Origin of the sequence: Akkermansia sp. KLE1798, assembly GCF_001580195.1 — a bacterium.
Lineage (GTDB): Bacteria > Verrucomicrobiota > Verrucomicrobiia > Verrucomicrobiales > Akkermansiaceae > Akkermansia > Akkermansia biwaensis.
Genome location: NZ_KQ971078.1, coordinates 86,921 through 110,827, shown reverse-complemented (window position 1 = coordinate 110,827; position 23,907 = coordinate 86,921). Strand labels below are relative to the sequence as shown.

Below are 23,907 nucleotides of genomic sequence, written 5' to 3'. Positions count from 1 at the left end.
CATGTTAAGAGAAGAAAGGCCGCGGGAGCAATGTGAAATTGAGGGATGACTGATAAAGTTCTGTGGTCTAAGTTGTTCTTTCCACTTTTTATTTTTTCAAAAACAGGTGGTGACAGTAGATACAGTCACTGTTTGAGGCTTTAAAATTTTTTAAGAGAAATGTTATGAAATGCTGGATAAATCAAATGTTTCCCAAATATTTCTATAAATCATTGATGTCGGAATGTAGGAAACAGCTCCTTTTACGGCAAATATAGGGTCTAGTTTGTGAGTGTAAGCAATCTTATTTATTGTCGTTCTTGAATTTATTTGAATATCCAACATTAATTGATGTTAATGTCAATTATCTTGATTTTTAGGAAATATAGCGTCATGGTAGATATTATTAATATAGTGAATTTCGGTATGAATCAGGAAAAGTATATTAGTCAGAAAAAGAAGAGATCCTTCACCAGATTTCTTCTAACAGAGGAGAGCTCAAGAAAAATGGCGTCAGCTATGGATCAGAAGAAATTTATTTCTCTGGAAACTATTTTTGATAGCAATTTTTCATCACATGCTTTTCTGGATGACGAAGAGAAATGGTGCAGAGATACATTGAGCTTACATTTCTTTTATAAAGACAGCAAAAGACCTCATGGGTTCCATGACTTTTATGAGGACATGCCAAGTAGTCTACCTTTTCATAGAAATACTCCCTATCCGGTTTATTTCTCATTGATCAAAAAATTCATCCAATATGAAAATTCGCCGGAATGGAGCAAAGATTTTATTCTATCAAAGATAACTGAAGGCGAGTTTCCCCTTCTGTTTTATGGTGTGGAGCAAATCAAGAAGAGCAATAACAGGTATGAGTATTCTTACGCTTTTATCGCTTCCGATATTTGCCCACTACCTCCACCCCACATTCTTTTTTCAGAATCGGAAAAGGAGACCACTTTTTTGGAATTTCCTCAAGATCATTCATTGCCTCTTCCGTTTTTCAAAAATTCATTGGGATATTTTCTTGCTCATAGATCGCAGAATCTTCAAGAGATCCGGCAGGCTCAGGATATTATCCGACAAGTAGTGCCGGTCTGGGTAGATGAAAGCTATATGTCCTATGGTGTGCATTGGTTTCTGGAAGTTCGCCTCTCTATGCAGTGTTGTGAAGGTATGCTTATTTTATGTACTGAAGAACTGAGAAATAATATGAATTCCGTACGTGAAGAGTTGGAGGTAGCCAAAGAACTTTTAATGTCACGACAGGAAAAATTTAAAATTGTAAAGTTGTATTTTACTTCAGAAATATATGGTAATGAATATCTTCCTGAAGATGATTCCATGAATGTTTGCTCTTTTTTGTCTACGGATGAAAGCGTTCGTTCTTTTTTGATGGGAAAAGGAGGATTTTCTACGGGACGGAATTTGACTCAAAATGGAGAGGATATCAAACGTTTCATTGATTTGACTACCCCCAGGGGAAGATCAATCATGGACCGTGCTACGTTGATGCCTGCTAATATTCCTTTGTTTCCTGAGATTTTTGCCGATTCTACGACAGGGCGATTGACTAATGAGAATAAGGAGAACAAAGGTATTATTCAATTCAGCTTCATAATAGAATGTTCGGATGGGCGTATTCTCGAATTAGGCAGATTGGATGAATTTCATAACGTCACAGGAGGGCAAAGTATTCTCGTTTCCTGGTCGCCCTTTGAAGAATCCTATGATGGAGATACAAGATATTATCCTAATTCTTTGGAGGATATCTGGAATATCTATCAAATGGAAGTGGGTCATCATGTTCGTCTCAAGAGACCGGATATTGTTCCTTTTGCCTTTGTCACTAATATTTTAGGAAAAAAGAGCTATTTGTTTTATATTTTCCGTGTCCATTACCATGTAAAGGGAGAGGAACTCCTAAAAAAGATTTTTCTTAAAAAAGATAAAGATGCCGTTATCGGTTTCTTTGAGGCGCAGGATTTGCTTCCTTGTGAGGAAGAAGTAGCAGTTCTTGCCGGCAATCCTCTGCAGCAGGGACCTGTGCCATTGCCACAGAAAAATAAGTCAGATGTGCAAACGCTCAGAATGCTTTTAGAGCAGAATGGAAATGATTCCTTCGTCCGCAAAGCCTCTTTTGTGGACTTCGGAGAATCTCAAATAACCCCAATCTCCTCAACCGCTCCCGGACTATTGCCGAAGCAGCTTGTCGGAGAAGATAAGAGTTGTCTTTATATTTCCTATCCGGAAGAAGAATACCTTCTGGCACTCGAACTTAAGCAAAAACTGGAAGCTGCCGGATGTGGCCCGGTGTATGTTCCTAATTACGAGAAAAGAGAATTGGATAAGGAAGCCATGCATTACAGCTATTCCTGTCTCTTTCTATGTACTGAAAAAACTTGTGATTCCGAGCGTATGCGTAAAGATAGCCAATGGGCTTTGGAAACGTCCAGCAAGCTGGAGAGAATTAATACGTACAATATTATTAAATTGTTGGTAAGAAAGGCTGACAATCCTGAAAAATGTTCTCCTGAAATATTGAAAAACTGCCGCACGTGCAATGCTCTTCTTGAACAGAACAGTTCTGATGCCGTTGGCTGCGCGGTCCAGCAACTTAAAGATATGCTGTGCAGCGGATTGGTATAATTTACACTCATTATTCCATTATGCCTGAAAACATTGATGCAAAAAGATATATAGATAAAAAGGAACGATATTCACATACCCTCAGAGAGCGTTTTGACAAGAGGGAAATTCCGTCTTTTCAAGAGTTGTTTTTCCATTCGCAAAGTGCTCCCCTGAATCACGAACAAAAAAAAGGAAAGGATATTATTCAATTCAGTTTTTTTATTACTACGCGCGAAGGGGATATCATGCTGATCGAACGTTCGGATAAAAGCCATGTCATCACGCGCGGCTTGAGTCTGCTGGTTTCCTGGTCACCGGCCGTGTCCGTTTTTCCCTCGGGAAATAGCTGGCCCAGTGATCAGGAAGACCTGTTCTTTATTTTTCATAAGGAAATTACATCAGAGCTGCTAAAAAAACCGGAATTGAAATATACGGGCTTTGCCCGCAATGACATGGATTCCGAAAGAACTTATTATTTTCATATTTTTGAAGCCCATTATCCTTGTTCATCATTTGAATTTAAAAAAATGGTTTCCAATATGGGAAGGAAACATTTGTTCATCAAAGACAAAGATATTTTTGTAGATATCCTGTCACTGGAAAATTTGAAAAACAAATATGTCATTACAAATGATGTAGATTCTGCCTTATTGGACTTTATTCATAGAAAGAGATTAAAAGAAGTATATATGTCCGGAGAGAATTGTATTCTTCTACCTGGCTCATTTTTAAAGAATTGAAAAAGTTTGATCAAGGTTTTTTCCTCATGAAATTTATAAAGAAATGTATTTCCAAGCCACCGGACACATCATCCGTGCAAATTTCAGATGATCTCAGGGAATTAATTGAGTTGATTGCGGAGAACACCCATAACGTATGGGCTGAAGAACGTTTGCGGCAAGGATGGAAGTTGGGACCTTGCCGGGATGAACAACTTAAAACCCATCCTTGCCTCATTCCTTATGAAGACCTCCCGGAGAAAGAAAAGATTTTTGACAGACGAATAGTTTCGGAAGTGATAAAACTTATTCAGGTATCAGGATTTTCAATTAAACGTTATTAATGATAGAATTGATTTATTATTATGGATAATAGTTTTTATATTTTTTTTACTGCTATTCTGGCAGTATCCATAGTGGTATGGAGATTTTTTCCTAAATTTAAATTTTTCATATGGATATCAAAAGGCTCCCTTACCCAAATAGGTGTTCTGATATTAATTATTATATTGATAGGAATATCGTTTCATTTATTAGATTCTTACGGCCATGGGTATGGTGTTGGAAATTATACATCTGCCTCGCCGGTTAAGCATTTTTTTAACTCTGTATCACCAGAGGCATTATATTTGTTCAAAAATAATTTATATATGCATTTTATGGCAGCGTTCACAGGGTATATCCTTTTATCCGGATTATTCATAACTACCTTTGTCAGTATATTTCATCAAAAGCAGGAACTTCACGACCTTGGAAAAATTGAGTATAAAAATGTAAATGACCATTATGTGATCATCGGGGGAAGATTTTTAGTAGGAAGTATTATTCGACAATTACGCAACCACCCGCTACCTCGTAATAAAAATTGCTGTTTATTACAGAAGATATACGAGAAAAAGCCTTATATTATGTTATTAACTTCAGAACATGTTCCCACTCTTAAGGAGCGTTTGCGAGCCCAGCTGTCTAAAGACCAATTTTCTAAAGTAATTTTTATTCATGGCGGCCAGAATTGCAAAGAGGATATTAAAAAACTGAATTTGAAAACATGCCGGGAGATTTATGTTCTGGGTGAAAATAATGATATTGACCGGGATGGTAAAAATATTAACACCGCTTATCTTATCTCCCAATTATTTGAAGATTGTGTGAAGAGCCAACCTAAAAAGACTGTCTGTAAAGTCATGTTTGACAAACATTCCACTTATGAATTGTTTCAGAGAGGATTAGGGGGTTCTCTTGCCAATATTAACTTTGAGCCTTTTTGTTTTTATAAGGATTGGGTAGAGAAAATTTTTGCCTCAAATGTAAATAATTCTTTTGGTATCAAATATTTTCCTTTAGATCGTGTTCCCATTGTAAAAGATTCTAAAAAATTTGTTCATTTAATCATTATAGGTATGTCAAAAATGGGCATTACGATGGCTGAAGAAGCCGCGCATTTCGCTCATTTTCCTAATTTTTCATCTCAACAAATAAAGACCAGGATTACTTTAATTGACAAGCGGGCTTCAGAAGAACTGCGTCAATTCCGTAATAGCCGAACAGGACTTTTTCGTGAGGTTTCTTATCAGCTTGAAATTATTTCGGAGAATAAACCTGTGAAATTTGAATTTACTCCGCAAAGAAATAATTTGTTTACTGATATCTTTTTTAATTTTATCCAGGGAGATATCTTAAGTTCTTCTGTGCGCAAACGCATAAAGGACTTTGTTAGTGATGAAAATGCCATTGTTACGATTGCCGTGTGTATTCCCAACCCAGCAGATGCTCTGAATATAGGGTTGAATCTTCCTTCTTGCGTTTATGATTCTTGTCGCAGCAAGCGTACAGTGCCCGTTTTGGTTCAGCAGGAGACTGTAGAAAGTGTTTTATCCGTGAATGAACATCATATCCCGACGAAGTGTTACCAACCTTATAAAAATGTTTTTCCTTTCGGCATGTTGGATGAGGTAACAGGTATTGTTTGTGATAATGACCGTGGAGCACAAATTGTGAATTATATTTATTCATTTGCTTCTGAATGGATTAGGAAAAATGAGGATTTTTTAGAGGAAAACAAGGAGTATCTCGATTGGATTATTAATTCCATACTTAGTGAGAGAGACAAGGTGGAAAACGGTATGAAGGAATACTTAAAAAATAAGGCGGAAAAAGATTGGGAGGAAATGAATATAAAAAATAAGTTTTCCAATAGATATAGTGCAGCCTCCGTAGAAATTAAGCTTCGAAGTGTGGAGATACCCCCTGAGTTTTTTCGTCAAAGCAGGGCATTCTGTGAAAAATGGCATACCGTTCTAAGGGATAATGCAAATATATTGGCTTCAACGGAACATAACCGTTGGAACATGGAAAAATTATTACTGGGGTTTGTTCCAACATCTGACACGGAACATATGAATTGTCAAAGAGATTATAGTTGTAGAAATTTTTATAAGAACCGTTATGCAATTCATGATGCTATTAGGCCGTTTCACGAGCTGGGAATAAAAGATAGAGTTTACGATTATTTCTTTGTACTTTACTGTTATCTTATCTGTTTACCTGGCGATGAATAGTATACAGACCCATTGGAGAATGATGTATCAGGAAAAGAAAAAGCCCTTGCAGATTGTTTTATTCTGCAAGGGCTTAAGAAATGGGAAATTTTGGTCGAGCTGACAGGATTCGAACCTGCGACCTCTTCGTCCCGAACGAAGCGCGCTACCAGCCTGCGCTACAGCTCGTTGATATGGTGCGGCACAGTCTAAGGGCGGAAAGGCGGTTTGTCCAGTTTTTTTTGTTCGCGGCGGAACTTAATTGTGGTACGATTCAGGGGCTATGATGGATATGCTGGTGCGGCTGTATGATTTGCCCGATATTGATGATGAAGTGCAGGTCTTGAAGGAGCGGGGCATCCTGATCCGGCGTCCCGGAGCTTATGAACGGCATCTGGTTGCGGATTGGGTAGGGCTCCATTTTTCCCCCAAGTGGGTGAGTGAGACGAAGACGGCTTTTGCACGACAGCCCATTTCCTGTTTTATTGCTACGAGAGAGAAGCAGATGATCGGGTTTGCCTGCTACGACGTGACGGTCCGGGGGTTCCTGGGGCCGATGGGCGTCGGGGAAGAGGCCCGGAAGAGCGGTGTGGGGCGGGTGTTGCTGGTTTCCGCCCTGCGCGGTTTGAGGGATATGGGGCATGCGTACGGGATTATCGGCGGTGTGGGGCCTGCCGACTTTTATGCCCGGACGGTAGGCGCTGTTCCCATTGAGGGGAGTTCCCCCGGTATTTACGTGGATATTTTGCCGGAACCGCAGGCGTGAGGTCTTGATCTGCGCATGGTTTACGTTTTGTTTTTTTGAATGGCTTCGGAATCGCCCGCCATCCGGAAAGGAAAAAGTAAGGTGCGGGGAGCGGGCGGAAGAATGGAGGCGTTTCCAGCAGGTTGAAAGCAGGGGTAGGGAGCGGATTCAGGGGAATCCTGCACCGGAGGGCGTTGGGCGGGCCCGGAGGGAGTAGAGATATGCATCATGTGCATAAAAAACACCCCGCCATTTTCATTTGCGGGGTGTCTGGCCGAATGCCGGGAGGGCATTCCATGTGAACGCCTTTCCGGGACAGGCTGTTATTTGTCCTGTTGATAGCCTACCGGGTGGCAGAGCATGACGGTTTGCGGGGCTTTGAGTTTCAGCGCCGCTTGCAGGGCATTCTTGTCCATGCTGCCTTTCGGATAGGTCGCCAGGCCCGTGCCTGAGCAGAAGAGGGAGATGTTCTGGGAGACGATGCCCGCGTCCATCGCCGCCCAGGGTTCGGCCGTGTCCGTTACCAGGATGAGGCAGACGGGTGCATCGGCCGGCCGGGCGTCTCCGTCGCTGACCGGAACCAGGGCATGTGCCTTGTGGTCGTACAGATAGGAGGCGTCCTTGGTGCATACATAGATTTTGACGTCCTGCCGGTTCATGGCGGATGGAGCCGTGCGCTTTCCGGAGTCGGCCCGGTTGATGCCGTTGGCCGCCCAGACGAGGTCGGAGAGGTCTTTCTGGGAGAGCATTTTATCCGAACAGCTGCGGATGGATTGCCTGTCCGACAGGGCTTTCATGACTGTGGAGCCGCGCGTCAGGTCCGGCTGGTCCAGCTTGATGGTTTCCGCCGCCTGGAGCAGGGCGGTTCCGGCCAGTCCCAGGGAAACAATAAGAGGAAGGAGGTGTTTTTTCATGTTACGGAAGTGCAGGGGTTATGGAATGGAGGGGAAGGATTCCCCCATTGCGGGAATTTAACATGGGAACGTGCCCTCTCAAGGCTTTTCTGCGCCCTGTTTTTCAGAAGCGTTTCCACAGGGGAGAGAACGGGGCGGGAAAGTCTTCATGCCAGCGGAGAGTTTTTTCAAGAAAAGCCTTGAGTTTTTATGGAGAACTGCTATTGAAAGCGACCGATTTTTCGCCCGGCGGGGGAAGGCGCCCCGATTGCCCGCCGGCCAACCAGGGGCCATGAGAAAAATCGCCAATACTAACTCATCAACCATTTAAATGAGCACAACTGAACTGGCGGAGCTGATTGACAGCAAGTTCCGCGAATTACGAGAAGGTTCCATCGTTACCGGAACCATCCAGGAAATCCGTCCCCAAGTCGTTTTGGTGGACATCGGCTACAAGTCCGAAGGCGCTATTTCCATTTCCGAGTTTGAAGACGAGGAGATCGAAGTAGGGGACCAGATCGAGGTCCTTCTTGAACGCCTCGAAAACGACGAAGGTATCGTCGTCCTTTCCAAGGAAAAGGCCGCCCATAAGCAGAATTGGGACAAGATCGTGGGCGTGTACCGCGACGGCGGCCTGGTCAAGGGCAAAGTGAAGAGCGTCGTCAAGGGCGGCCTGATGGTCAACGTTGGCGTGGAAGCCTTCCTGCCCGGTTCCCAGGTGGATATCATTCCCCCGCGCGACCTGAACGAGTATGTCGGCAAGGTTTACGAGTTCAAGATCGTCAAGGTGAACGACGACCGCAAGAATATCGTTCTTTCCCGCCGCGAGGTGATCGAAGCCGAACGCGCCGACCAGCGCCAGCGCTTCCTTGAAACCGTCAAGGAAGGCGACAAGGTGGAAGGCCTCGTGAAGAATATCACGGACTTCGGCGCTTTCGTGGACCTCCGCGGCATGGACGGCCTGCTCCACATTACGGACATGAGCTGGGGTCGCGTGAACCATCCGAGCGAAATGCTCCACATCGGCCAGTCCCTGGAAGTCGTGATTCTGGAAGTGGACCGCGACAAGGAACGCGTTTCCCTGGGCCTGAAGCAGATGACGGACAATCCCTGGGCGGACATCGAACGCAAGTATCCGATCAATTCCCAGGTCAAGGGCCGCGTGACGAAGCTCCTGCCTTACGGCGCCTTCGTGGAGCTGGAAAAAGGCGTGGAAGGCCTCGTTCACGTTTCCGAACTGTCCTGGGTCAAGAGAATCACCCGTCCGAGCGACGTGCTGAAACTGGACCAGGAGATCGAAGCCGTTGTGCTTTCCATTTCCGTCAAGGAACAGAAGATATCCCTCGGCGTCCGCCAGCTGGAAGACAATCCCTGGGCGGATATCGAATCCCGCTTCCCGATCGGCACCGTTATCAAGGGCCAGGTCCGCAATCTTACTCCCTACGGCGCCTTTGTGGGCCTGGAAGAAGGCATCGACGGCATGATCCACGTGTCCGACATGAGCTGGACCCGCAAGATCAACCACCCCTCCGAAGTGCTCAAGAAGGGCGACGAAGTGGAAGCCATCGTTCTGGAAATCAAGAAGGAAGACCAGCGTGTCTCCCTTGGCATCAAGCAGCTTGAGTCCGATCCGTGGGAATCCATCAACGACCGCTTCAAGGTGGGCGACATGGTGAGCGGCCAGGTGGCCAAGATCGCCAGCTTCGGCGCCTTTGTGAATCTGGACGGCGACATCGACGGCCTGATCCACATTTCCCAGCTGAGCGAAGACCATGTGGAACGCGTGAAGGACGTGATCAAGGTGGGTGATGAGATCACCGCCCGCGTGATCAAGGTGGACAGCATCGAACGCCGTATCGGCCTTTCCATCAAGGCCGTCAATTACGACACCGAACAGCTCCGCCGTGAAACCGCTTCCTTTGAAGCCCTCCGCCCGAGCAGCGACATGGTCGGTCTGGAACACGCCTTCAATCTGGCTACCCGTGAAAACGAAGAATGGAGCCCCTCTGAAGAGAAGTAAGCTTCACTCCGTTTTACACTGATTGATTTGGCCGCCGCGGATGTTCTGTCCGCGGCGGCTTTTTTTTCTAATTCTAAATAAGGCTGGAAAAAATCTTGAGTTAGTTCCGCCTAAGGGGTTAACTAATCTCTCACACCATGCTGGAACTTACCAAGAGCAATGAAGATTATCTGGAGGCCATCGGCCTGCTGTCTGAAAAGAGCGGCACAGCCCAGGTGCGGGATATTGCAGAAATGCTCAAGGTGAAGATGCCTTCCGTGACTTCCGCCGTGAAGCAGCTGGCGGACATGGGCCTGGTGGAATACACGCAGTATGCCCCCGTCAAGCTGACTCCACAGGGGCGCAGAATCGCGGGCAAGATCATCGTCAGCCACGGCATTTTGTTTGATTTCCTGCGTGAAGAACTCGCCCTGTCGGAGGAACGGGCCAATGAGGTTGCCTGCCAGATTGAGCACATCATGACTTTTGAGGAGATTGAACGGCTCAAGTCCTGCCGTATTCGCCCGTTTGCGGACGGTATGGAAAACGGAGGCAGATAGAGTGTCTTGATCCCGGGGCGGAACCGCAAGGTTCGCGTGCTTTTAAAGGAGACTGGGAATTCCGTTTTTGTGGAGGGGGATTGAGGTTTTACGGGCGGAAGAGGCTTTCCGTAGGACATTTTCAGCTTAGAATAGGGAAAGAGGGGAAGAGGGCGATTCCTGTTTTCCACGGCAGGATTTTACGAGTTACGGAAGGCGGGCAAGAAAATTTTCTTCTCCCGGGTTTCAGGGGAGTTTTTTCGCCATGAAAGTCGGGAGCTTTTCCATCCCGGGTTCCGGGAGTGCAGGAATGGAAGGAAGTATTGGAGGGGCAGGGCTGGTTCTCGTATGGCCATTTGCCGGCTCATGGCGCGGGATGACTTGAAGGCACGGCATTTTGCCCTTTTCCGCTTGTCTGATTCATGGTAGGTTCCCGCGCATGGATCCCCATATCGCTGCAGATCTCTCGGCGCTCGACACGGCTGCCTTGCACAGCCGTCTTTCCGAGCTCGGGAGCTATCTTTGACTTGGACGGCATACAAAAACGAGTAGCCGAGTTGGACGAACGCATGAGCGCCCCGGATTTTTGGGATGACCAGAACGCCGCGCGGGCGCTGATGGCGGAAGTGAATCCCCTGAAGCACAGGATGGAAGCGTTTTCCTCCCTGAAGTCCCGCCTGGAAGATATAGACGCCACAATTGAACTGGCCCAGGAGGCGGATGACGACGACCTGGGACGCGAGGCTGTGGAAGAGTTCGGCAAATGGGAGAAGTCCCTCGCCGATTTTGAGCTGCTGACCCTGCTGAACGCTCCGCAGGACCAGGCTTCCTGTTATTTGACGATTCACGCCGGAGCCGGCGGCACGGAGGCCTGCGACTGGGCATCCATGCTGCTGCGCATGTATATGCGCTGGTGCGAACGCCGCGGCTTTACGGTAACTTATCTGGAAAGTACGGACGGCGACGATGCCGGCATTCGTTCCGTGACCGTGAAGGTGGACGGGGAGTATGCCTATGGTTATTTGAAGAACGAGCGCGGCATTCACCGCCTGGTGCGCATTTCCCCCTTTGATTCCGCCGGAAAGAGGCACACTTCCTTTGCGTCCCTGGACGCCACGCCGGAGGTTTCCGATTCCATCAACATCGAGATTCTGGACAAGGATTTGAAGGTGGATACCTACCGTTCCGGCGGCAAGGGCGGCCAAAACGTGAACAAGGTGGAGACCGCCGTGCGCATCACGCACATTCCTTCCGGAGTGATCGTGGCCTGCCAGAACGAACGCAGCCAGCTGCGCAACAAGGAAGAGGCCATGAACATGCTGCGCGCCAAGCTGTACCAGATTGAGGAAGACAAGAAGCAGGCTGAGGCGGACCGCCAGTACAGCGAAAAGGGGGACATCGGCTGGGGCAACCAGATCCGGTCCTATGTGTTCCAGCCTTACCAGATGGTGAAGGACCTGCGCACGGGCGTGGAGTCTGGCAACATTCAGGACGTGATGGACGGCAACCTGGACCCCTTTATTGAGGCCATGCTGCGCGGCCACAAGCGCGACCGCTGACGTTTTCCCTTTATGTCTGCCGCCCTGACCATAGACGTTCTTTCCCTGTTTCCGGAGATGGTGGAAGCCCCCCTGGCGGGGAGCATCCTCGGCAAGGCCCGTGAAAAGGGGCTTGTGGAGGTGCGCTGCCACAATATCAGGGACTGGACGAAGGACAGGCACCGAAAGACGGACGATTATCTTTGCGGAGGCGGCCAGGGCATGCTGCTGAAGCCGGAACCTATTTTCGCCGCCGTGGAGGAACTCAGGCGCCCGGAAACGCGGGTGGTGCTGATGACTCCGCAGGGGAGGACGTTCAACCAGGCCCTGGCCGGGGAGCTGGCCGCTTCCGGCGGCCATCTCATCATTCTTTGCGGCCATTACGAGGGGGTGGACCACCGCGTGGTGGAGGAACTGGTGGACGTGGAATTGTCCATCGGGGATTACATCCTGACCAACGGCGCCATAGCCGCCGTCGTGGTCATTGACGCCGTGGCGCGGCTGATTCCCGGGGTGCTGGGGGATGAACGTTCTTCCGTGGAGGAATCTTTTTCCAACGGTTTGCTGGAGGCTCCGGCCTACACCAAGCCGAATGAGTTCCGCGGTCTGTCCGTTCCAGAAATCCTGCTGAGCGGCAACCATCCTGCCATTGAGAGATGGAAGCATGAACGGTCCCTGGAACGTACGCGCCTGAACCGTCCGGATTTATGGCGGGCATGGGTGGAGGCGCATCCGGAGGACGGCGCCAGGTGAGATATTTGGCCGTCGCGTCAAATTTCTCTTGCCAAGAGGGGGGGCTTCCGTTATAAGACCTCGCCTGCCACCGTGAGGGTGGTGTAAAGCACCTTTCTGAACCTTTTACGAAATCACAAGATCATGTCCAAGCATTCCAGCCTCAAAGCAACCGGTACCGTAGGCGGCAAGCGTTCCGTCCTGAAGCGTTTCGAACGCGTCAAGCTTCTCAAGGAACGCGGTGAATGGAAGAAGGGCCAAAGCCCCCTCGGCCTGCCGAAGACCAAGCATGAAGCTTAAGCCTGACAGTGTTTCCGCCGGGATTTTTCCTCTGCGGGGCCGTTATGGCACATCATTTTCCTAATACAGGAAGCCTCTCGGATGTCTATAAACCGGGAGGCTTTTTTCTTCTGGCGGAACTTTTTCCCTTGGAAAACGTGTTCTGCCGGCAAAACAAACAAATAAAAAACATCCGCTGAGATAGCGGACATTACATTGATATGAGTGAAGAACAACATGGCTCCGAAGAAAACGGAGGTATCCGCATTAATAAATTCCTGGCATCCTGCGGCATTGATTCCCGCCGGGTGGCTGACAGATTGATTGAAGAAGGACGTGTGGAGGTGAACGGGAAAGTTATTGATACTCCCGGAATGAAAGTAACCGATAAGGATTTCGTGAAGGTGGACGGCCGCCACATGACTCCCATGGAGGAAGTCGTAGTGCTGCTGAACAAGCCCCGCGGCTATGTGTGCAGCCGTGAGGCCCAGGGCGCGATCGGCACCGTTTACGACCTGCTGCCGCCCCGTCTGCGCCATTTGAATTACGTGGGCCGCCTGGATGCCGATTCTGAGGGCCTGCTGATCATGACCAACAAGGGAGAGCTGACTCAGACCCTTTCCCATCCCACCGGAGGCATTGAGAAGGAGTACTGGGTGACGGTGGATCAGAATTTTGACAATTCCGTGCTGATGCAGTTCCTGCGCGGAGTCCGTATTCCGGAAGGCAACGCCAAGGCCAAATATGTCTGCCGCGCTTCCGCGCGCCGCGCCTGCATCGTGCTGGAGCAGGGCTTGAAACGGCAGGTCCGCCAGATGTTCCAGTGCCTGGGCTTGCGCGTGCGCAAGCTGGTGCGCGTGCGCATCGGGTCCCTGTGGGGCGGTGATTTGGACCCCGGAAGCTGGAGGTTCATGGATGATGCCGATGTGGCTCTCCTTCTGAAGAATCCGCCCCGCCAGCGCAAGTACCTGGGTGCGGCCCAGCTTGCCACCGGGACTTCCGCCAAAACGGAACAATCCGGCAATTCTTCTGATTCCGATGAGGGTTATGTATTTAATCCGGACGATTTTGAAGCGGGAGAATCTTATGAACCTTCCCCCGAGATGAAGACCCGTTTTGCAGATACGGACGAGCAGGATGAGGTTGCGGAGGGTGACGTGATGCGGGACGATTCTTTCCGTTCCCGTGACCGCCGGAATGACCGGAGGGATGATTTCCGAGGCCGCCGCGAAGGTGGCTTCCAGCGCCGTGAAGGCGGCTTTGGAGGTGACCGCCGTGAGGGAGGATTCCAGAGGCGTGAAGGTGGTTTCAATAGGGATCGCCGCGAGGGAGGTTTCCAACGCCGTGAAGGCGGTTTCGGAGGCGACCGCCGTGAGGGAGGCTTCCAGAGGCGTGAAGGCGGTTTCAATAGGGATCGCCGCGAGGGTGGTTTCCAGCGCCGCGAAGGCGGCTTTGGAGGTGACCGTCGTGAGGGAGGTTTCCAACGCCGTGAAGGTGGTTTCGGAGGCGACCGTCGCGAAGGAGGTTTCCAACGCCGTGAAGGTGGTTTTAGAGGAGATCGTCGCGAGGGAGGTTTCCAGCGTCGTGAAGGCGGCTTTGGAGGCGACCGTCGCGAAGGTAGTTTCCAGCGCCGTGAAGGTGGTTTCGGAGGTGACCGTCGCGAAGGTAGTTTCCAGCGTCGTGAAGGCGGCTTTGGAGGCAACCGTCGTGAGGGAGGCTTCCAGCGTCGTGAAGGTGGTTTTGGAGGCGAACGCCGTGAAGGTGGCTTCCAGCGCCGCGAAGGAGGATTCCGCAAGCCCGGCTTCGGAGGCAGATCCTCCGGCGGTTTTTCCCGCGGAGGCAGAGGACGTTAATCATTTACTTGTGCCGGTATGAAGAGACATTGCAGATGGTGGTTCCTTGCCGGATTATGCGCGCTGTGCCTGGCACAGCCTTCTCTTCAGGCATCTCCTGTCCCCTCTTCTCCGGTTTCCGCCGGAGAAGAGGATTTTGACGCCTATCTGGCCGGGCTCAGGGAGAAAGCCCTGAACGGAGACGCAGATGCGGCCAAACAACTGGTCGTGCATTATGAGGTGGCCGGCAATGTGCCGGAAACTTCCAGATGGATGAATCAGTACGTTTCCCTGACGGAAAAGGCGGCCGATGCCGGGAACGTGTCTGCCATGCTGGACCTGGGCAAGCTGTTTTATACCGGCAGCCGTCTTTATCCCAAGAATATGGAGAAAGCCCGGTTCTGGTTTACCCGCGCCGCAGACAGCGGCAATGCGGATGCCCAGTATCAGACGGCGGCGATGATTTCCAAGGGCATGGGAGGGCGCCGGGACGAGGCCCTGGCCACCAGCTATTATGAAAAGGCTCTCCATTCCTGGCAGAAGGAGGCGGAAGCGGGCGATCCCAAGGCCGCCCTGTGGGTGGGCCTTCTTTATGAAAGGAAGCTGGTACCCGGCAGTTCCCCGGAGAAGTCCGTTCCCTGGCTGACACGGGCGGCCGAGCACGGCAACCTGACAGCCCAGGGTCTGCTTGGCTTCAAGTACCGGGACGGCCTCGGCGTGCCCCGGGATGCGAATTGGGCCGTGCAATGGTTTGAAAAGGCTGCGCAGCAAAAGGATTTGGGAGCCGTCATGGAACTGGGCATCATGTACCGGGACGGCAAGTATGTGCCCCGGGACATGGATAAGGCCCGCAAATGGTTTGAGAAGGGGGCGGAGTGGAAGGACCCGTACAGCATGGCCGCCCTGGCGGATATGCTCATGGAAGATTCCCCGTCCGGAGAGCATGCCGCCCGTGCTTTAGCTTTGTACAGGGAGGCCGCCGCCATCGGCTATGCTCCCGCGGCCCTGAAGGCGGCGGAACTGCTTCAGAACGGCAAGGGCGGCGAACTGGATGCTGATGAAGCGTACAGGCTTCTGCGCCGTGTCGTGGATGCTACGGGAAATCCCAAGGGCATGTACATGCTGGCCCAGCTTTATTATGCCAGGGGAGATGAGGCCCAGGGAGATTCCCTGATGAAAGCTTCCGCCCAGGCGGCCTATCTGCCTGCCATGAATCGCATGGCGCGCCTGCATCTGCTCCCGGACAGTTCCCTGGCCTGGAATCCTGTACTGTCTTATTATTACTGGAGCCAGGCCGGAGAATTGGGCGATGAAGGGGCGGCATCCGCCGCATCCTGGCTTCTGTGGGGGAGTTTGGCGGTGCTTTCCCTGGTGATTTTCCTCGTGGTCTGGCGTTTTCACCGTTTTGCCGTCAGGAGGCTTGCAGAACAGCAAAAGCAGGAACAGGCCGGAGGCGATGACGCATGAAGCGCATTATGAAGTTCCACATTGAAATAAATCTGTTAAAAATATCGTATCTTCCATGATGAATACACTAGCCATTTTCGGTCTGGGAACTCCGGAGATCATCGCCATTCTGGTGATCGTCTTTCTGCTGTTCGGAGCCAAGAAACTTCCGGAATTCGCCCGTGGACTGGGCAAGAGCCTGGGAGAGTTCAAGAAGGCCAAATCCGAGTTTGAGGAGGAGTTGTTGAAGACGGAAAAGGAAGCCATGTCCGATTCCTCCGCTTCCAAGCCGGAATCCAGGCCTTCTCCGGAGCTTTCCCAGCCCATTGACGTGGAAGTGGAAAAACCGGAGGAAACCAATCAGGAAGGGAAGTAGATTTTCATTCAGTAGAAAATTTGAGCAGGCGGGATTTTTTCCCGCCTTTTTTGTCGGCCTTTTCCATGCCTTTCCATAGCTAGCAGACTGTACCGATTCCGATCTTCCGCGATTGATCCCGTGATGTATTCTTTGTCCTATGTTCCACTCAATTAAATTCTTGTGATTGATGTGCAGGGTTTATTTGTTGTACTGTCATTCACAGGAGGATGGGCATGGAGCTTTTCTCTAGCGACTTGAACCGTGAAATGGAATAAGGAAATAGGAAAAGGGAATATAATGGATATACGGCAAGAAATGTTCCTACTCATTCGTTAAATTAGTCAGGAAGAACAGAAGAATCACTAAAAAAGTCTTGAAAAATGATGAATCGAGACGAAAATTTCTGGTAACAGATGAAGTTTCCATCATGGTGGACCTCTTAAAAATGAAATCTATGAGTAAGAAAACAATACTATTTATGCCTGGTAACATGGTGCTCTATAAAAAACTCAAGTAAATGCTTGGAAAGGAGATACTGTTCGTATGGAGAATGGAAAAACAGAATCAGGGAGTCGTACGAATCAAGCCGATCCTTAATTTAGAACACTATAAAGGAAGGCATTATGATAAAATCAAAGAACTGCTGCAGAATTTCTAATAATATATTGTTCACTCTATGGGTGTTAAGTCTTTTATTTTATTTCCCAGTATGCCTTCTCATAGACAAATACATATCTCATGGGTTGCAAAAGATTGCATACATTTTTTATGCAATAATCAATTTTATACTTCTAATATATTATTTTTGCAATTTTGTTAGTTATTTTAAACAAAACGCAAATATAATAAAGAATGTTTTATATATTTTGTTTTTATTAATAAATATATCAATTTTATTCATATTTGTATTATCAATGGTATATGTTTCATAAACATATTTTTAGTTAAAAATATTGAAACAATAGATTATTCCTTCCTGTTGAGGAAACGATTTTTTTCTGTCCTAGGTCTCGTTTTTAGAATGAATTTTTCTTCTGCTATTATATTGAAGAAACGATTAATGGCTTTTCATCAAACCAGTATATTGGAAAATTTATTTTATGCTGATTATCATATGAACTGAAAATAAATAATTTTAAAAAATGAGATAAAGTATCCATAGAATTTTCAGCATATTGTTATAAAGATGCCATAGATGATTTGGCTCGTACGGGAATGGGGTATTATTTTTTTACAGAATAGGAATAAATTTTAGAGAAATTAAAATGCGATTGAATTTATGCAAACGAATTTCGTAGAGAGCCGACGATTATCTGAAGAAGGTGAGAACGCAGAGGGTACTCTTTATCATTGTTTAAAAGCATTTCCATAAAGATGAAGGTGAAATCATACTATCCCGTGCTGGCTTCATGGATTATTACATTGCTTTTCTGTGGAACAAACATGGGAGTCCTTTTTTATGATTTTCCGAAATGGATGGATTTGAGCAATCTGTCTGAATTGGTCACGGTGTTTTTTGGGTTAATAATGTTGGGAGGGCCTATTCTTAGTTTGTTGTGGGGAGTAGGCGGACTCATTGAAAATAAAAAGAAAAAAGATTTCATCATAGCTCTGGTTTTGTCTGTTTTATGGTTTCTTCCATTCGTGATCGTTTTTTCTCTTGGATTATCTTAAAGAGCAATCAGCATTTTTTACAGGCCGTTCCTTCAGGTTTGGAGGAACGGTCTTTTGCTGTTCCATGATCAGAGAGATTCCTGCGTTTCATGGGCATTTCCTCTCCACTATATGTGTTTTCTCTCCAAAAGTGGAAGAAATGAAAACAGAAAGTAATTTTTTTAATAATGTTGACAATCTTTTTAACGGAGATGAAGATGCCGCCCTCAAGAGGGTAATGCATGATAATACTCTGAGAAATTAAAAAAATGTTGGGTTTAAGCCTGAACTCGCTGCAAATGGTGCCAATAATGTCCGTTATTTTGCTTGGGCACTTCACGAAGGGCAATTAGGAGTAAGAGCTGCGCAGTTAATTGATTTTGGAGAATCATTGATTCGTTCTGGCGCAAGACAACAGGAGTGTGAAGCAGAAGTGGAATCTGACAGAGCGGCAGCTGGCTCTGAAAAAGATTTGTCTAAAGTATTTAAATTACATTATTTTGACAAAGATACATGAAATAAGAACAAACATAAAATAGCAGATACATGGAGAAAGAGGTTTTGTCAGGAAAAAAATCAAGGAAAATAATCAATGTTGCAAAAGCAATTATTTTTGTTTATACATTGCAGCTTGTACTATCATGTGTGTTATACTATCGTTCGATTGAAAAATATGAAATTGATGAAATTAAAATAACTATTGAAAAAGAAACACCTTGGTGTTTGAGTATAATACCAGGTGCGGGATTTTTTCTTGATATGGGTGATATTTTTCTGGATGGCCATGTTAATATAAGGTTCCAATATCATGGGTGGACATATGTAACATACTCGGATTCGTATGAATATATAGACTGGGGAAATGGGCTTGAGGTTAAAACAACAGATGATTTTGTTTTTCTGTATGAGAAGGGAAAATGTGAACCGCCTATCATAGGAATGCCTCGTAAGGGAATGAGAATATTGCCTCTTTGATTTTTTGAAGAACAAACAGTCTTTTTGATGGGCTGTTCCCTCAATGATGAGGGAACAGCTTTTTTGTTTTTCTTTAAGCCGGGAGTTGTTGTCATATGTTATGAAAATTTTTGAGAGTGCATGCCGTGTTCATGAGGAATTGTGCCAAGTGAAAATCAATGCAGGAAACGTGAAATTGTGCGCACGAACCTATGAAATTCATCATCCCGGAAGGCATTGATTTCTTGCGTTGGACGGGGGCTTGTTGTACACATGTTTTAATGAAAATTCATTTTTGCGGCGCGGCAGGTACGACGACGGGGTCCCAGCATTTGCTTGAGGTGAACGGGAGCAGGATTCTTCTGGATTGCGGTATGTATCAGGGCAGGCGCGAGGAAGCGTGGCACATCAACAAGGATTTTCCGTATTTTTCTCCGGCGGATGTGGACGTGGTGATTCTTTCCCATGCGCATATCGACCATTCCGGGAACCTTCCCAATCTGGTGAAGAAGGGGTTTCAGGGGAATGTGTACAGCACGTACGCCACGCGCGACCTTTGCCAGATCATGCTGGCGGACGCCGCCCGCATCCAGGAGCACGACTGCGCCTTTATCAACAAGATGAACAAGCGCCGCGGCATTGACCAGCCGGAGGTATACCCCACGTATTCCGAGCAGGATGCCGAGCGCTGCATGCGCCTGTTCGTGAACATCGGTTATGAACGGCCCATTCCGGTGGCTCCGGGGGTGACGCTGACGTTTTACGACGCAGGGCACATTCTGGGAGCCGCCCAGGTGTGCCTGGATATTGAAGACCGCGACGACGGTAAGAAGAAGCGTTTCCTGTTTTCCGGGGACGTGGGGAGGGGAGACAACGAGCTCCTGCGCGATCCCGTGCCTGTGCCGGATGTGGATATTCTGCTGATGGAAAGCACCTATGGCGGCCGTTTCCATGAGGCCCCCTCCCGGGATGACGAGACGTTCTGCCAGGCGATCAGGGAGGCCCTGGAACTGGGAGGCCGCATTTATATTCCCTCCTTTGCGGTGGAGCGTACCCAGCAGCTCCTCTACCTGCTGAACAGAGCCTACCATGAAGGCCGTCTTCCCCTGCTGCCCGTGTACGTGGACAGCCCCATGGCCGTGAGCGCCACGGGAATTTTCAGCATCCATCCGGAGTGCTTCAACAAGGAAGTGTACGATTTCCTGTTCCGGGAACAGGACCCGTTTTCTTTTGAGCAGCTGCGATTGATCCGCTCTGTGGGAGAGTCCCAGGCGTTGAACAGGATGGACGGTCAGGCCATCATCATTTCCGCTTCCGGCATGTGCGAGGCCGGACGCATCCTGCACCATTTGGCAAACAACATCGGCAATCCGAAGAATACCGTCCTTTTTGTGGGGTATTGCGCGGAACATACCCTGGGCCGTAAAATCATCGACGGCTGGAAGGAGGTCCCGATCCTGGGCAAGCAATACCGCGTGCGCGCCAGAATCCGGGAGATGGATTCCTTCTCCGGCCATGCGGACCACGGCGAGTTACTGGAGTATTTTGACAGGACCGGCGGTCCCAAGAGCAATATCATTCTGGTGCACGGGGAGGAACAGGCGTCTCTCGCTCTGGCGAATGCCCTGGAGGAACGGCAGGCCAATCCGGTGTCCATAGCGCAGCTTGGCAGCGTCATGGTGCTTTGAGCGGAATGCCTGAGCTGAATGGCGCTTTTTCCGCGTGGCCTTGCCCATGTGTGGAATCATTCCAATCAAGTCATGACGGCATGATGGCTGTGCTGGCCGCTTGACCCGGAGTTTATGCGGGGCTAGCGTGAGGATATGTCTTGCCTGTTTATTGAATATCCCAAGTGCACGACCTGCCAGAAAGCCAAGAAGTGGCTTGATGAACAAGGTGTTTCCTATGAAGACCGCCACATCGTGGAACAGAATCCCACGAAGGAGGAACTTCTCGCATGGATCAGGGACAGCGGGCTGCCGTCCAGGAAGTTTTTCAATACCAGCGGCCTGATGTACAAGAATCTGGGGCTGAAGGACAAGCTTCCCGGCATGAGCCTGGAGGAGCAGGCGGCTCTGCTGGCGACCAACGGCATGCTGGTGAAGCGGCCCATTTTAATTGTCAACGGGCGTATCTGCGTCGGCTTCAAGGCCGATGAGTGGAAAGCCGCCCTCCATCCCTGAATACTCCCATGCCCCTGATTACCCGCACGAAGGAAGGCGCAGCCAATTTCGGCCCCTGGGAGAATGTCGTCCGGGTGCTGATCCTGGTCTGGTTTGTCCTGTACACGTTGAATGCCATTCCGGACGTTCATCCCATGGTGGGGAGGATCGCCGGCAAGGTGAATAACTGGATCAGCTATTTCTTCGTCTTTGAATACATTCTGCGGGTATTGTGCGCCAAGCCGCGCAGGATGTATGTGTTCAGCGGCATGGGGATTCTGGATTTCATTGTCTGCCTGCCGTTCCTGAGCATGTTTTTTGGGGCTGACTGGCAGGTGCTATATTCCCTCCGGCTTGTCCGGGTTCTGGCCATTTTCAAGCTGGCGCGCTTTAATAAAACCGCCGCCAGTTTCAAGAGGGCCTTTTACCTGATCCGGGACGAGTTTTTCCTGTTCTTTTCCGTCATTCTGTTCATGCTGTATGTGACCTCCCTGGGGATTTACATTGCGGAGCACGAGGCGCAGCCGGAAAAGTTCAGATCGTTTTTCGACGCCCTCTGGTTTGCCGTGGAAACCCTGAGTACGGTGGGATACGGAGACCTGGTGCCGATTACGGCGATGGGACGCATTTTTACCGGGGTGATCATGTTCATCGCCGTGTCCATCATTGCCATTTCAACGGGCCTGATTACTTCCGCCTTTTCCCGCGTCTGGCAGGAGGAGAATATTTTCCCGCGCCATCGCAGGAGTGCCGCAACCAAGGTGCCGGCCACCGCGGAGAGTGACAAGCCGGAAACGGGGAGTTAGGGCGGTTCGGCCTTCTTCCGCCTGAAGGTAGGCTTTTTTGCCACGAGGGGGAGGCAGGGGGACCGCGGCGTGTTTCCCATGCCTGGAGGGAGTTCCTTGCTGTTGCCGCGGGAAGGTTTTTTCATTCCGCAGGAAGGAGGAGCCTGCCCTGTATGGGTTCCGGAGGCTCCATGCCGCCGTGGATCAGCATGTTTCCTGTGGTTCCATTCCCGATCGCCTTCCTTTCATGGAAGAAACATTTCCCGCCTGTGTGGAGGAATATTTTTTGCGGAAGGCGGTGAGGGCGTTTTCGAGTTTTTAATTATTCCCGGAGGGATGTGCCGGTGGAAGCCAGAAGGGGGAGTTTGATTTATTTTTCTCCGGCTCAAAAAAGGCTGCCCCACGGAAAGCGGGGCAGCCTGTCAATATTGTCCGGCAACCGGGAGGAATGGCTCCTAGCTGTTGTACATCTTGGTGTAGTATTCGTCCGCCATGCGGTCGGAGTCGAACTCGGGATAGATGTCCGTCATAGCATTGAAGACGATGTCCATCCACTTGTCGTTGTGATCGTAGTAGAGCGGGAGAATCTTGTCGTCCAGAATGTTGTAGAAGTTGTCGCGGTCGGAGCGGTCGCGGGCTTCCGGGGACAGTCGTGGAGAAGCCTCCGGAATGACGAAGCAGTTTTCCCCGTCCTTGGCAAATTCGCAGATCCAGCCGTCGTTGGTGGAGACGGAGATGGAGCCGTTCATGGCCGCGGACATGCCGGAGGTGCCGGACGCTTCACGGGTGACCACGGGGTTGTTCAGCCAGACGTCCGAGCCGTTCTTGAGGTAGCGGCTCAGGCCCAGTTCATAGCCGGTGAGTACGGCGGAACGGGGGTATTTGGCGGTCATGTCGTTCAGGCGGTTGAAGATTTCAATGGCGCCGTGGTCCATCGGGTAGGGTTTGCCCGCCCAGATGAATTGCACCGGATAGTTGGTGCGCTGGAGCATGCGCTCAAACATGGTGGGATTCCCCGTGACCAGATCCGGACGCTTGTAGGCCGCAAAGCGGCGCGCCCAGACGATGGTGAGGCAGTTGGGATCAAAGACGCGGCCGGTCTGTTCCCCCACGATGCGGAAAAGGGCTTTTTTCAGGGCGCGCTTGCGGCGGATGAAGGCTTCCTTGTTCCGGGCATGGAAGGCTTCCGCCAGTTCCGGGTCCTGCCAGTATTTCTGATTCTGGGCGTTGGTGATGTGGGTGATGGGGCAGATGCCCTCATAGTCTTTCCACATCTGGCGGGAGACTTCCCCGTGAAGCTTGGAAACGCCGTTGGCGATGTGGGAGAGGCGCAGGGCGGCCAGCGTATAGTTGAAGGTGTTGTCCGTCAGGCCTACGGCGGCGCGGACCTGTTCCATGGAGAGGCCGTCGAAGAAGGAGAACGTGTTCATCGTGTTCACGTCCATCTTTTCATTGCCTGCTTCTTCCGGCGTGTGGGTAGTGAAGACGAAGCGCTTGCGCACTTCCTCCACGCTGCCCGTCTTGGCCAGCACGTGGAAGGCGGCGGCAAGGCCGTGGGCTTCATTGAGATGGTAGATTTCCGGCTCAATGCCCAGTTCGTCAAAGAGGCGCGCTCCCCCCTTGCCGAGCAGCACGTACTGGGCGATGCGGGTGAAGCCGTTGGCATCGTACAGGCGGCGGGAGATGTTGCGGCTTTCTTCGTCGTTTTCCTCCAGGTCCGTGGAAAGGAAGAACATGGGGGCGGTGCCGAATGTTTCCGGATTCAGGAAGTAGGCCTTTACCCACACGGGGGAGCCGCAGACATGGATGAGGAATTTGATGTTGTAGTCTTCCAGGAACGGGTAGTTTTTACGCATGTACTGCGTAGCCATGGAGCCGTCTTCCGCTCGAATCTGGTTGTAGTAGCCGTAGCTCCACAGAATGCCGACGCCGACCAGGTTCTGGCGAAGGTCATAGGCGCTGCGCATATGGGAACCGGCCAGATAGCCCAGGCCGCCGGAGTAAATCTTGAAGGAGTTGTCGATAGCATATTCCATGCAGAAATACGCTACGCTTTTTCCGTATTTGGGATCGATTTCATATGGATGTTCGAAAATGGTGGGTAAAAATGATTTCGCCATGGCTCT

General features: G+C 49.5%; 21 protein-coding genes and 1 tRNA gene. 19 read left to right on the top strand and 3 right to left on the bottom strand.

Annotated features, from left to right (window positions below):
- Nucleotides 1-372 precede the first annotated feature (372 nt).
- From HMPREF3039_RS04115 to HMPREF3039_RS04100, 4 genes are read left to right on the top strand one after another with little or no spacing between them, the layout of a single operon-like run.
- Nucleotides 373-2,628 carry a hypothetical protein gene (locus tag HMPREF3039_RS04115; RefSeq protein WP_147550049.1) on the top strand — a complete coding sequence of 752 codons (2,256 nt, stop codon included), beginning with the start codon at nucleotides 373-375 and terminating at the stop codon, nucleotides 2,626-2,628.
- A gap of 20 nt (nucleotides 2,629-2,648) precedes the next feature.
- Nucleotides 2,649-3,350: a hypothetical protein gene (locus HMPREF3039_RS04110; RefSeq protein WP_067569127.1), complete on the top strand. Its 702-nt coding sequence runs from the start codon at nucleotides 2,649-2,651 to the stop codon at nucleotides 3,348-3,350.
- 26 nt (nucleotides 3,351-3,376) lie between these two features.
- Nucleotides 3,377-3,673, top strand: a complete 297-nt coding sequence (locus tag HMPREF3039_RS04105; RefSeq protein ID WP_067569164.1) for a RyR domain-containing protein — start codon at nucleotides 3,377-3,379, stop codon at nucleotides 3,671-3,673.
- Nucleotides 3,674-3,694: 21 nt separating this feature from the next.
- Entirely contained in the window at nucleotides 3,695-5,887 is a 2,193-nt protein-coding gene (locus tag HMPREF3039_RS04100) for a hypothetical protein (protein WP_147550052.1), read from the top strand.
- A gap of 91 nt (nucleotides 5,888-5,978) precedes the next feature.
- On the opposite strand, the gene HMPREF3039_RS04095 is transcribed toward HMPREF3039_RS04100, so the two are convergent.
- A tRNA-Pro gene (locus HMPREF3039_RS04095) sits at nucleotides 5,979-6,055 on the bottom strand.
- A gap of 94 nt (nucleotides 6,056-6,149) precedes the next feature.
- Between HMPREF3039_RS04095 and HMPREF3039_RS04090 the strand changes: the two genes are divergently transcribed.
- Complete coding sequence (locus tag HMPREF3039_RS04090; RefSeq protein WP_067569162.1) at nucleotides 6,150-6,632, top strand: GNAT family N-acetyltransferase; 483 nt, start codon at nucleotides 6,150-6,152, stop codon at nucleotides 6,630-6,632.
- A 302-nt stretch (nucleotides 6,633-6,934) separates the two neighbouring features.
- Here the strand turns inward: HMPREF3039_RS04090 and HMPREF3039_RS04080 are convergent, their stop codons facing one another.
- The gene (locus tag HMPREF3039_RS04080) at nucleotides 6,935-7,525 is read right to left on the bottom strand and encodes a SagB/ThcOx family dehydrogenase (RefSeq protein ID WP_067569119.1); all 591 of its coding nucleotides are present in this window, start codon (nucleotides 7,523-7,525) and stop codon (nucleotides 6,935-6,937) included.
- Nucleotides 7,526-7,835: 310 nt separating this feature from the next.
- Here HMPREF3039_RS04080 and HMPREF3039_RS04075 point away from each other — a divergent pair, with 310 nt between their 5' ends.
- From HMPREF3039_RS04075 to HMPREF3039_RS04015, 14 genes are all read left to right on the top strand, one after another.
- On the top strand, nucleotides 7,836-9,524 hold the full coding sequence (locus HMPREF3039_RS04075; RefSeq protein WP_067569117.1) for a 30S ribosomal protein S1: 1,689 nt from the start codon (nucleotides 7,836-7,838) through the stop codon (nucleotides 9,522-9,524).
- Nucleotides 9,525-9,661: 137 nt separating this feature from the next.
- The gene (locus HMPREF3039_RS04070) at nucleotides 9,662-10,063 is read left to right on the top strand and encodes a metal-dependent transcriptional regulator (protein WP_067569114.1); all 402 of its coding nucleotides are present in this window, start codon (nucleotides 9,662-9,664) and stop codon (nucleotides 10,061-10,063) included.
- A 418-nt stretch (nucleotides 10,064-10,481) separates the two neighbouring features.
- A protein-coding gene (gene prfB / locus HMPREF3039_RS04065; protein WP_336296839.1) for a peptide chain release factor 2 occupies nucleotides 10,482-11,601 on the top strand; the annotation gives its coding sequence in 2 pieces (ribosomal slippage) (nucleotides 10,482-10,565 and nucleotides 10,567-11,601; 1,119 coding nt in all).
- 12 nt (nucleotides 11,602-11,613) lie between these two features.
- Complete coding sequence (gene trmD / locus HMPREF3039_RS04060; RefSeq protein ID WP_067569111.1) at nucleotides 11,614-12,333, top strand: tRNA (guanosine(37)-N1)-methyltransferase TrmD; 720 nt, start codon at nucleotides 11,614-11,616, stop codon at nucleotides 12,331-12,333.
- 123 nt (nucleotides 12,334-12,456) lie between these two features.
- A complete protein-coding gene (locus tag HMPREF3039_RS13285; RefSeq protein WP_012419301.1) occupies nucleotides 12,457-12,612 on the top strand; it encodes a small basic protein in 156 nt (51 codons plus the stop codon).
- A gap of 200 nt (nucleotides 12,613-12,812) precedes the next feature.
- The gene (locus HMPREF3039_RS13590) at nucleotides 12,813-14,444 is read left to right on the top strand and encodes a pseudouridine synthase (protein ID WP_147550061.1); all 1,632 of its coding nucleotides are present in this window, start codon (nucleotides 12,813-12,815) and stop codon (nucleotides 14,442-14,444) included.
- A gap of 18 nt (nucleotides 14,445-14,462) precedes the next feature.
- Nucleotides 14,463-15,890, top strand: coding sequence for a tetratricopeptide repeat protein (locus HMPREF3039_RS04045; protein WP_067569102.1), 1,428 nt, complete (start codon nucleotides 14,463-14,465; stop codon nucleotides 15,888-15,890).
- A gap of 55 nt (nucleotides 15,891-15,945) precedes the next feature.
- Entirely contained in the window at nucleotides 15,946-16,245 is a 300-nt protein-coding gene (tatA, locus tag HMPREF3039_RS14465) for a twin-arginine translocase TatA/TatE family subunit (protein ID WP_067569100.1), read from the top strand.
- 1,362 nt (nucleotides 16,246-17,607) lie between these two features.
- The gene (locus HMPREF3039_RS04035) at nucleotides 17,608-17,901 is read left to right on the top strand and encodes a hypothetical protein (protein ID WP_197483297.1); all 294 of its coding nucleotides are present in this window, start codon (nucleotides 17,608-17,610) and stop codon (nucleotides 17,899-17,901) included.
- 64 nt (nucleotides 17,902-17,965) lie between these two features.
- On the top strand, nucleotides 17,966-18,145 hold the full coding sequence (locus HMPREF3039_RS13585; protein ID WP_147550064.1) for a hypothetical protein: 180 nt from the start codon (nucleotides 17,966-17,968) through the stop codon (nucleotides 18,143-18,145).
- A 281-nt stretch (nucleotides 18,146-18,426) separates the two neighbouring features.
- A complete protein-coding gene (locus HMPREF3039_RS13580) occupies nucleotides 18,427-18,855 on the top strand; it encodes a hypothetical protein (protein WP_067982595.1) in 429 nt (142 codons plus the stop codon).
- A gap of 260 nt (nucleotides 18,856-19,115) precedes the next feature.
- Nucleotides 19,116-20,522: an MBL fold metallo-hydrolase RNA specificity domain-containing protein gene (locus tag HMPREF3039_RS04025; protein ID WP_067569091.1), complete on the top strand. Its 1,407-nt coding sequence runs from the start codon at nucleotides 19,116-19,118 to the stop codon at nucleotides 20,520-20,522.
- Nucleotides 20,523-20,657: 135 nt separating this feature from the next.
- On the top strand, nucleotides 20,658-21,017 hold the full coding sequence (locus HMPREF3039_RS04020) for an arsenate reductase family protein (RefSeq protein WP_067569088.1): 360 nt from the start codon (nucleotides 20,658-20,660) through the stop codon (nucleotides 21,015-21,017).
- An 8-nt stretch (nucleotides 21,018-21,025) separates the two neighbouring features.
- Nucleotides 21,026-21,802 carry an ion transporter gene (locus HMPREF3039_RS04015; protein ID WP_067569085.1) on the top strand — a complete coding sequence of 259 codons (777 nt, stop codon included), beginning with the start codon at nucleotides 21,026-21,028 and terminating at the stop codon, nucleotides 21,800-21,802.
- A 434-nt stretch (nucleotides 21,803-22,236) separates the two neighbouring features.
- Here HMPREF3039_RS04015 and glgP read toward each other — a convergent pair whose 3' ends face one another.
- Nucleotides 22,237-23,901, bottom strand: a complete 1,665-nt coding sequence (gene glgP, locus HMPREF3039_RS04010; protein ID WP_067569082.1) for an alpha-glucan family phosphorylase — start codon at nucleotides 23,899-23,901, stop codon at nucleotides 22,237-22,239.
- Between the last annotated feature and the right edge of the window lie 6 nt (nucleotides 23,902-23,907).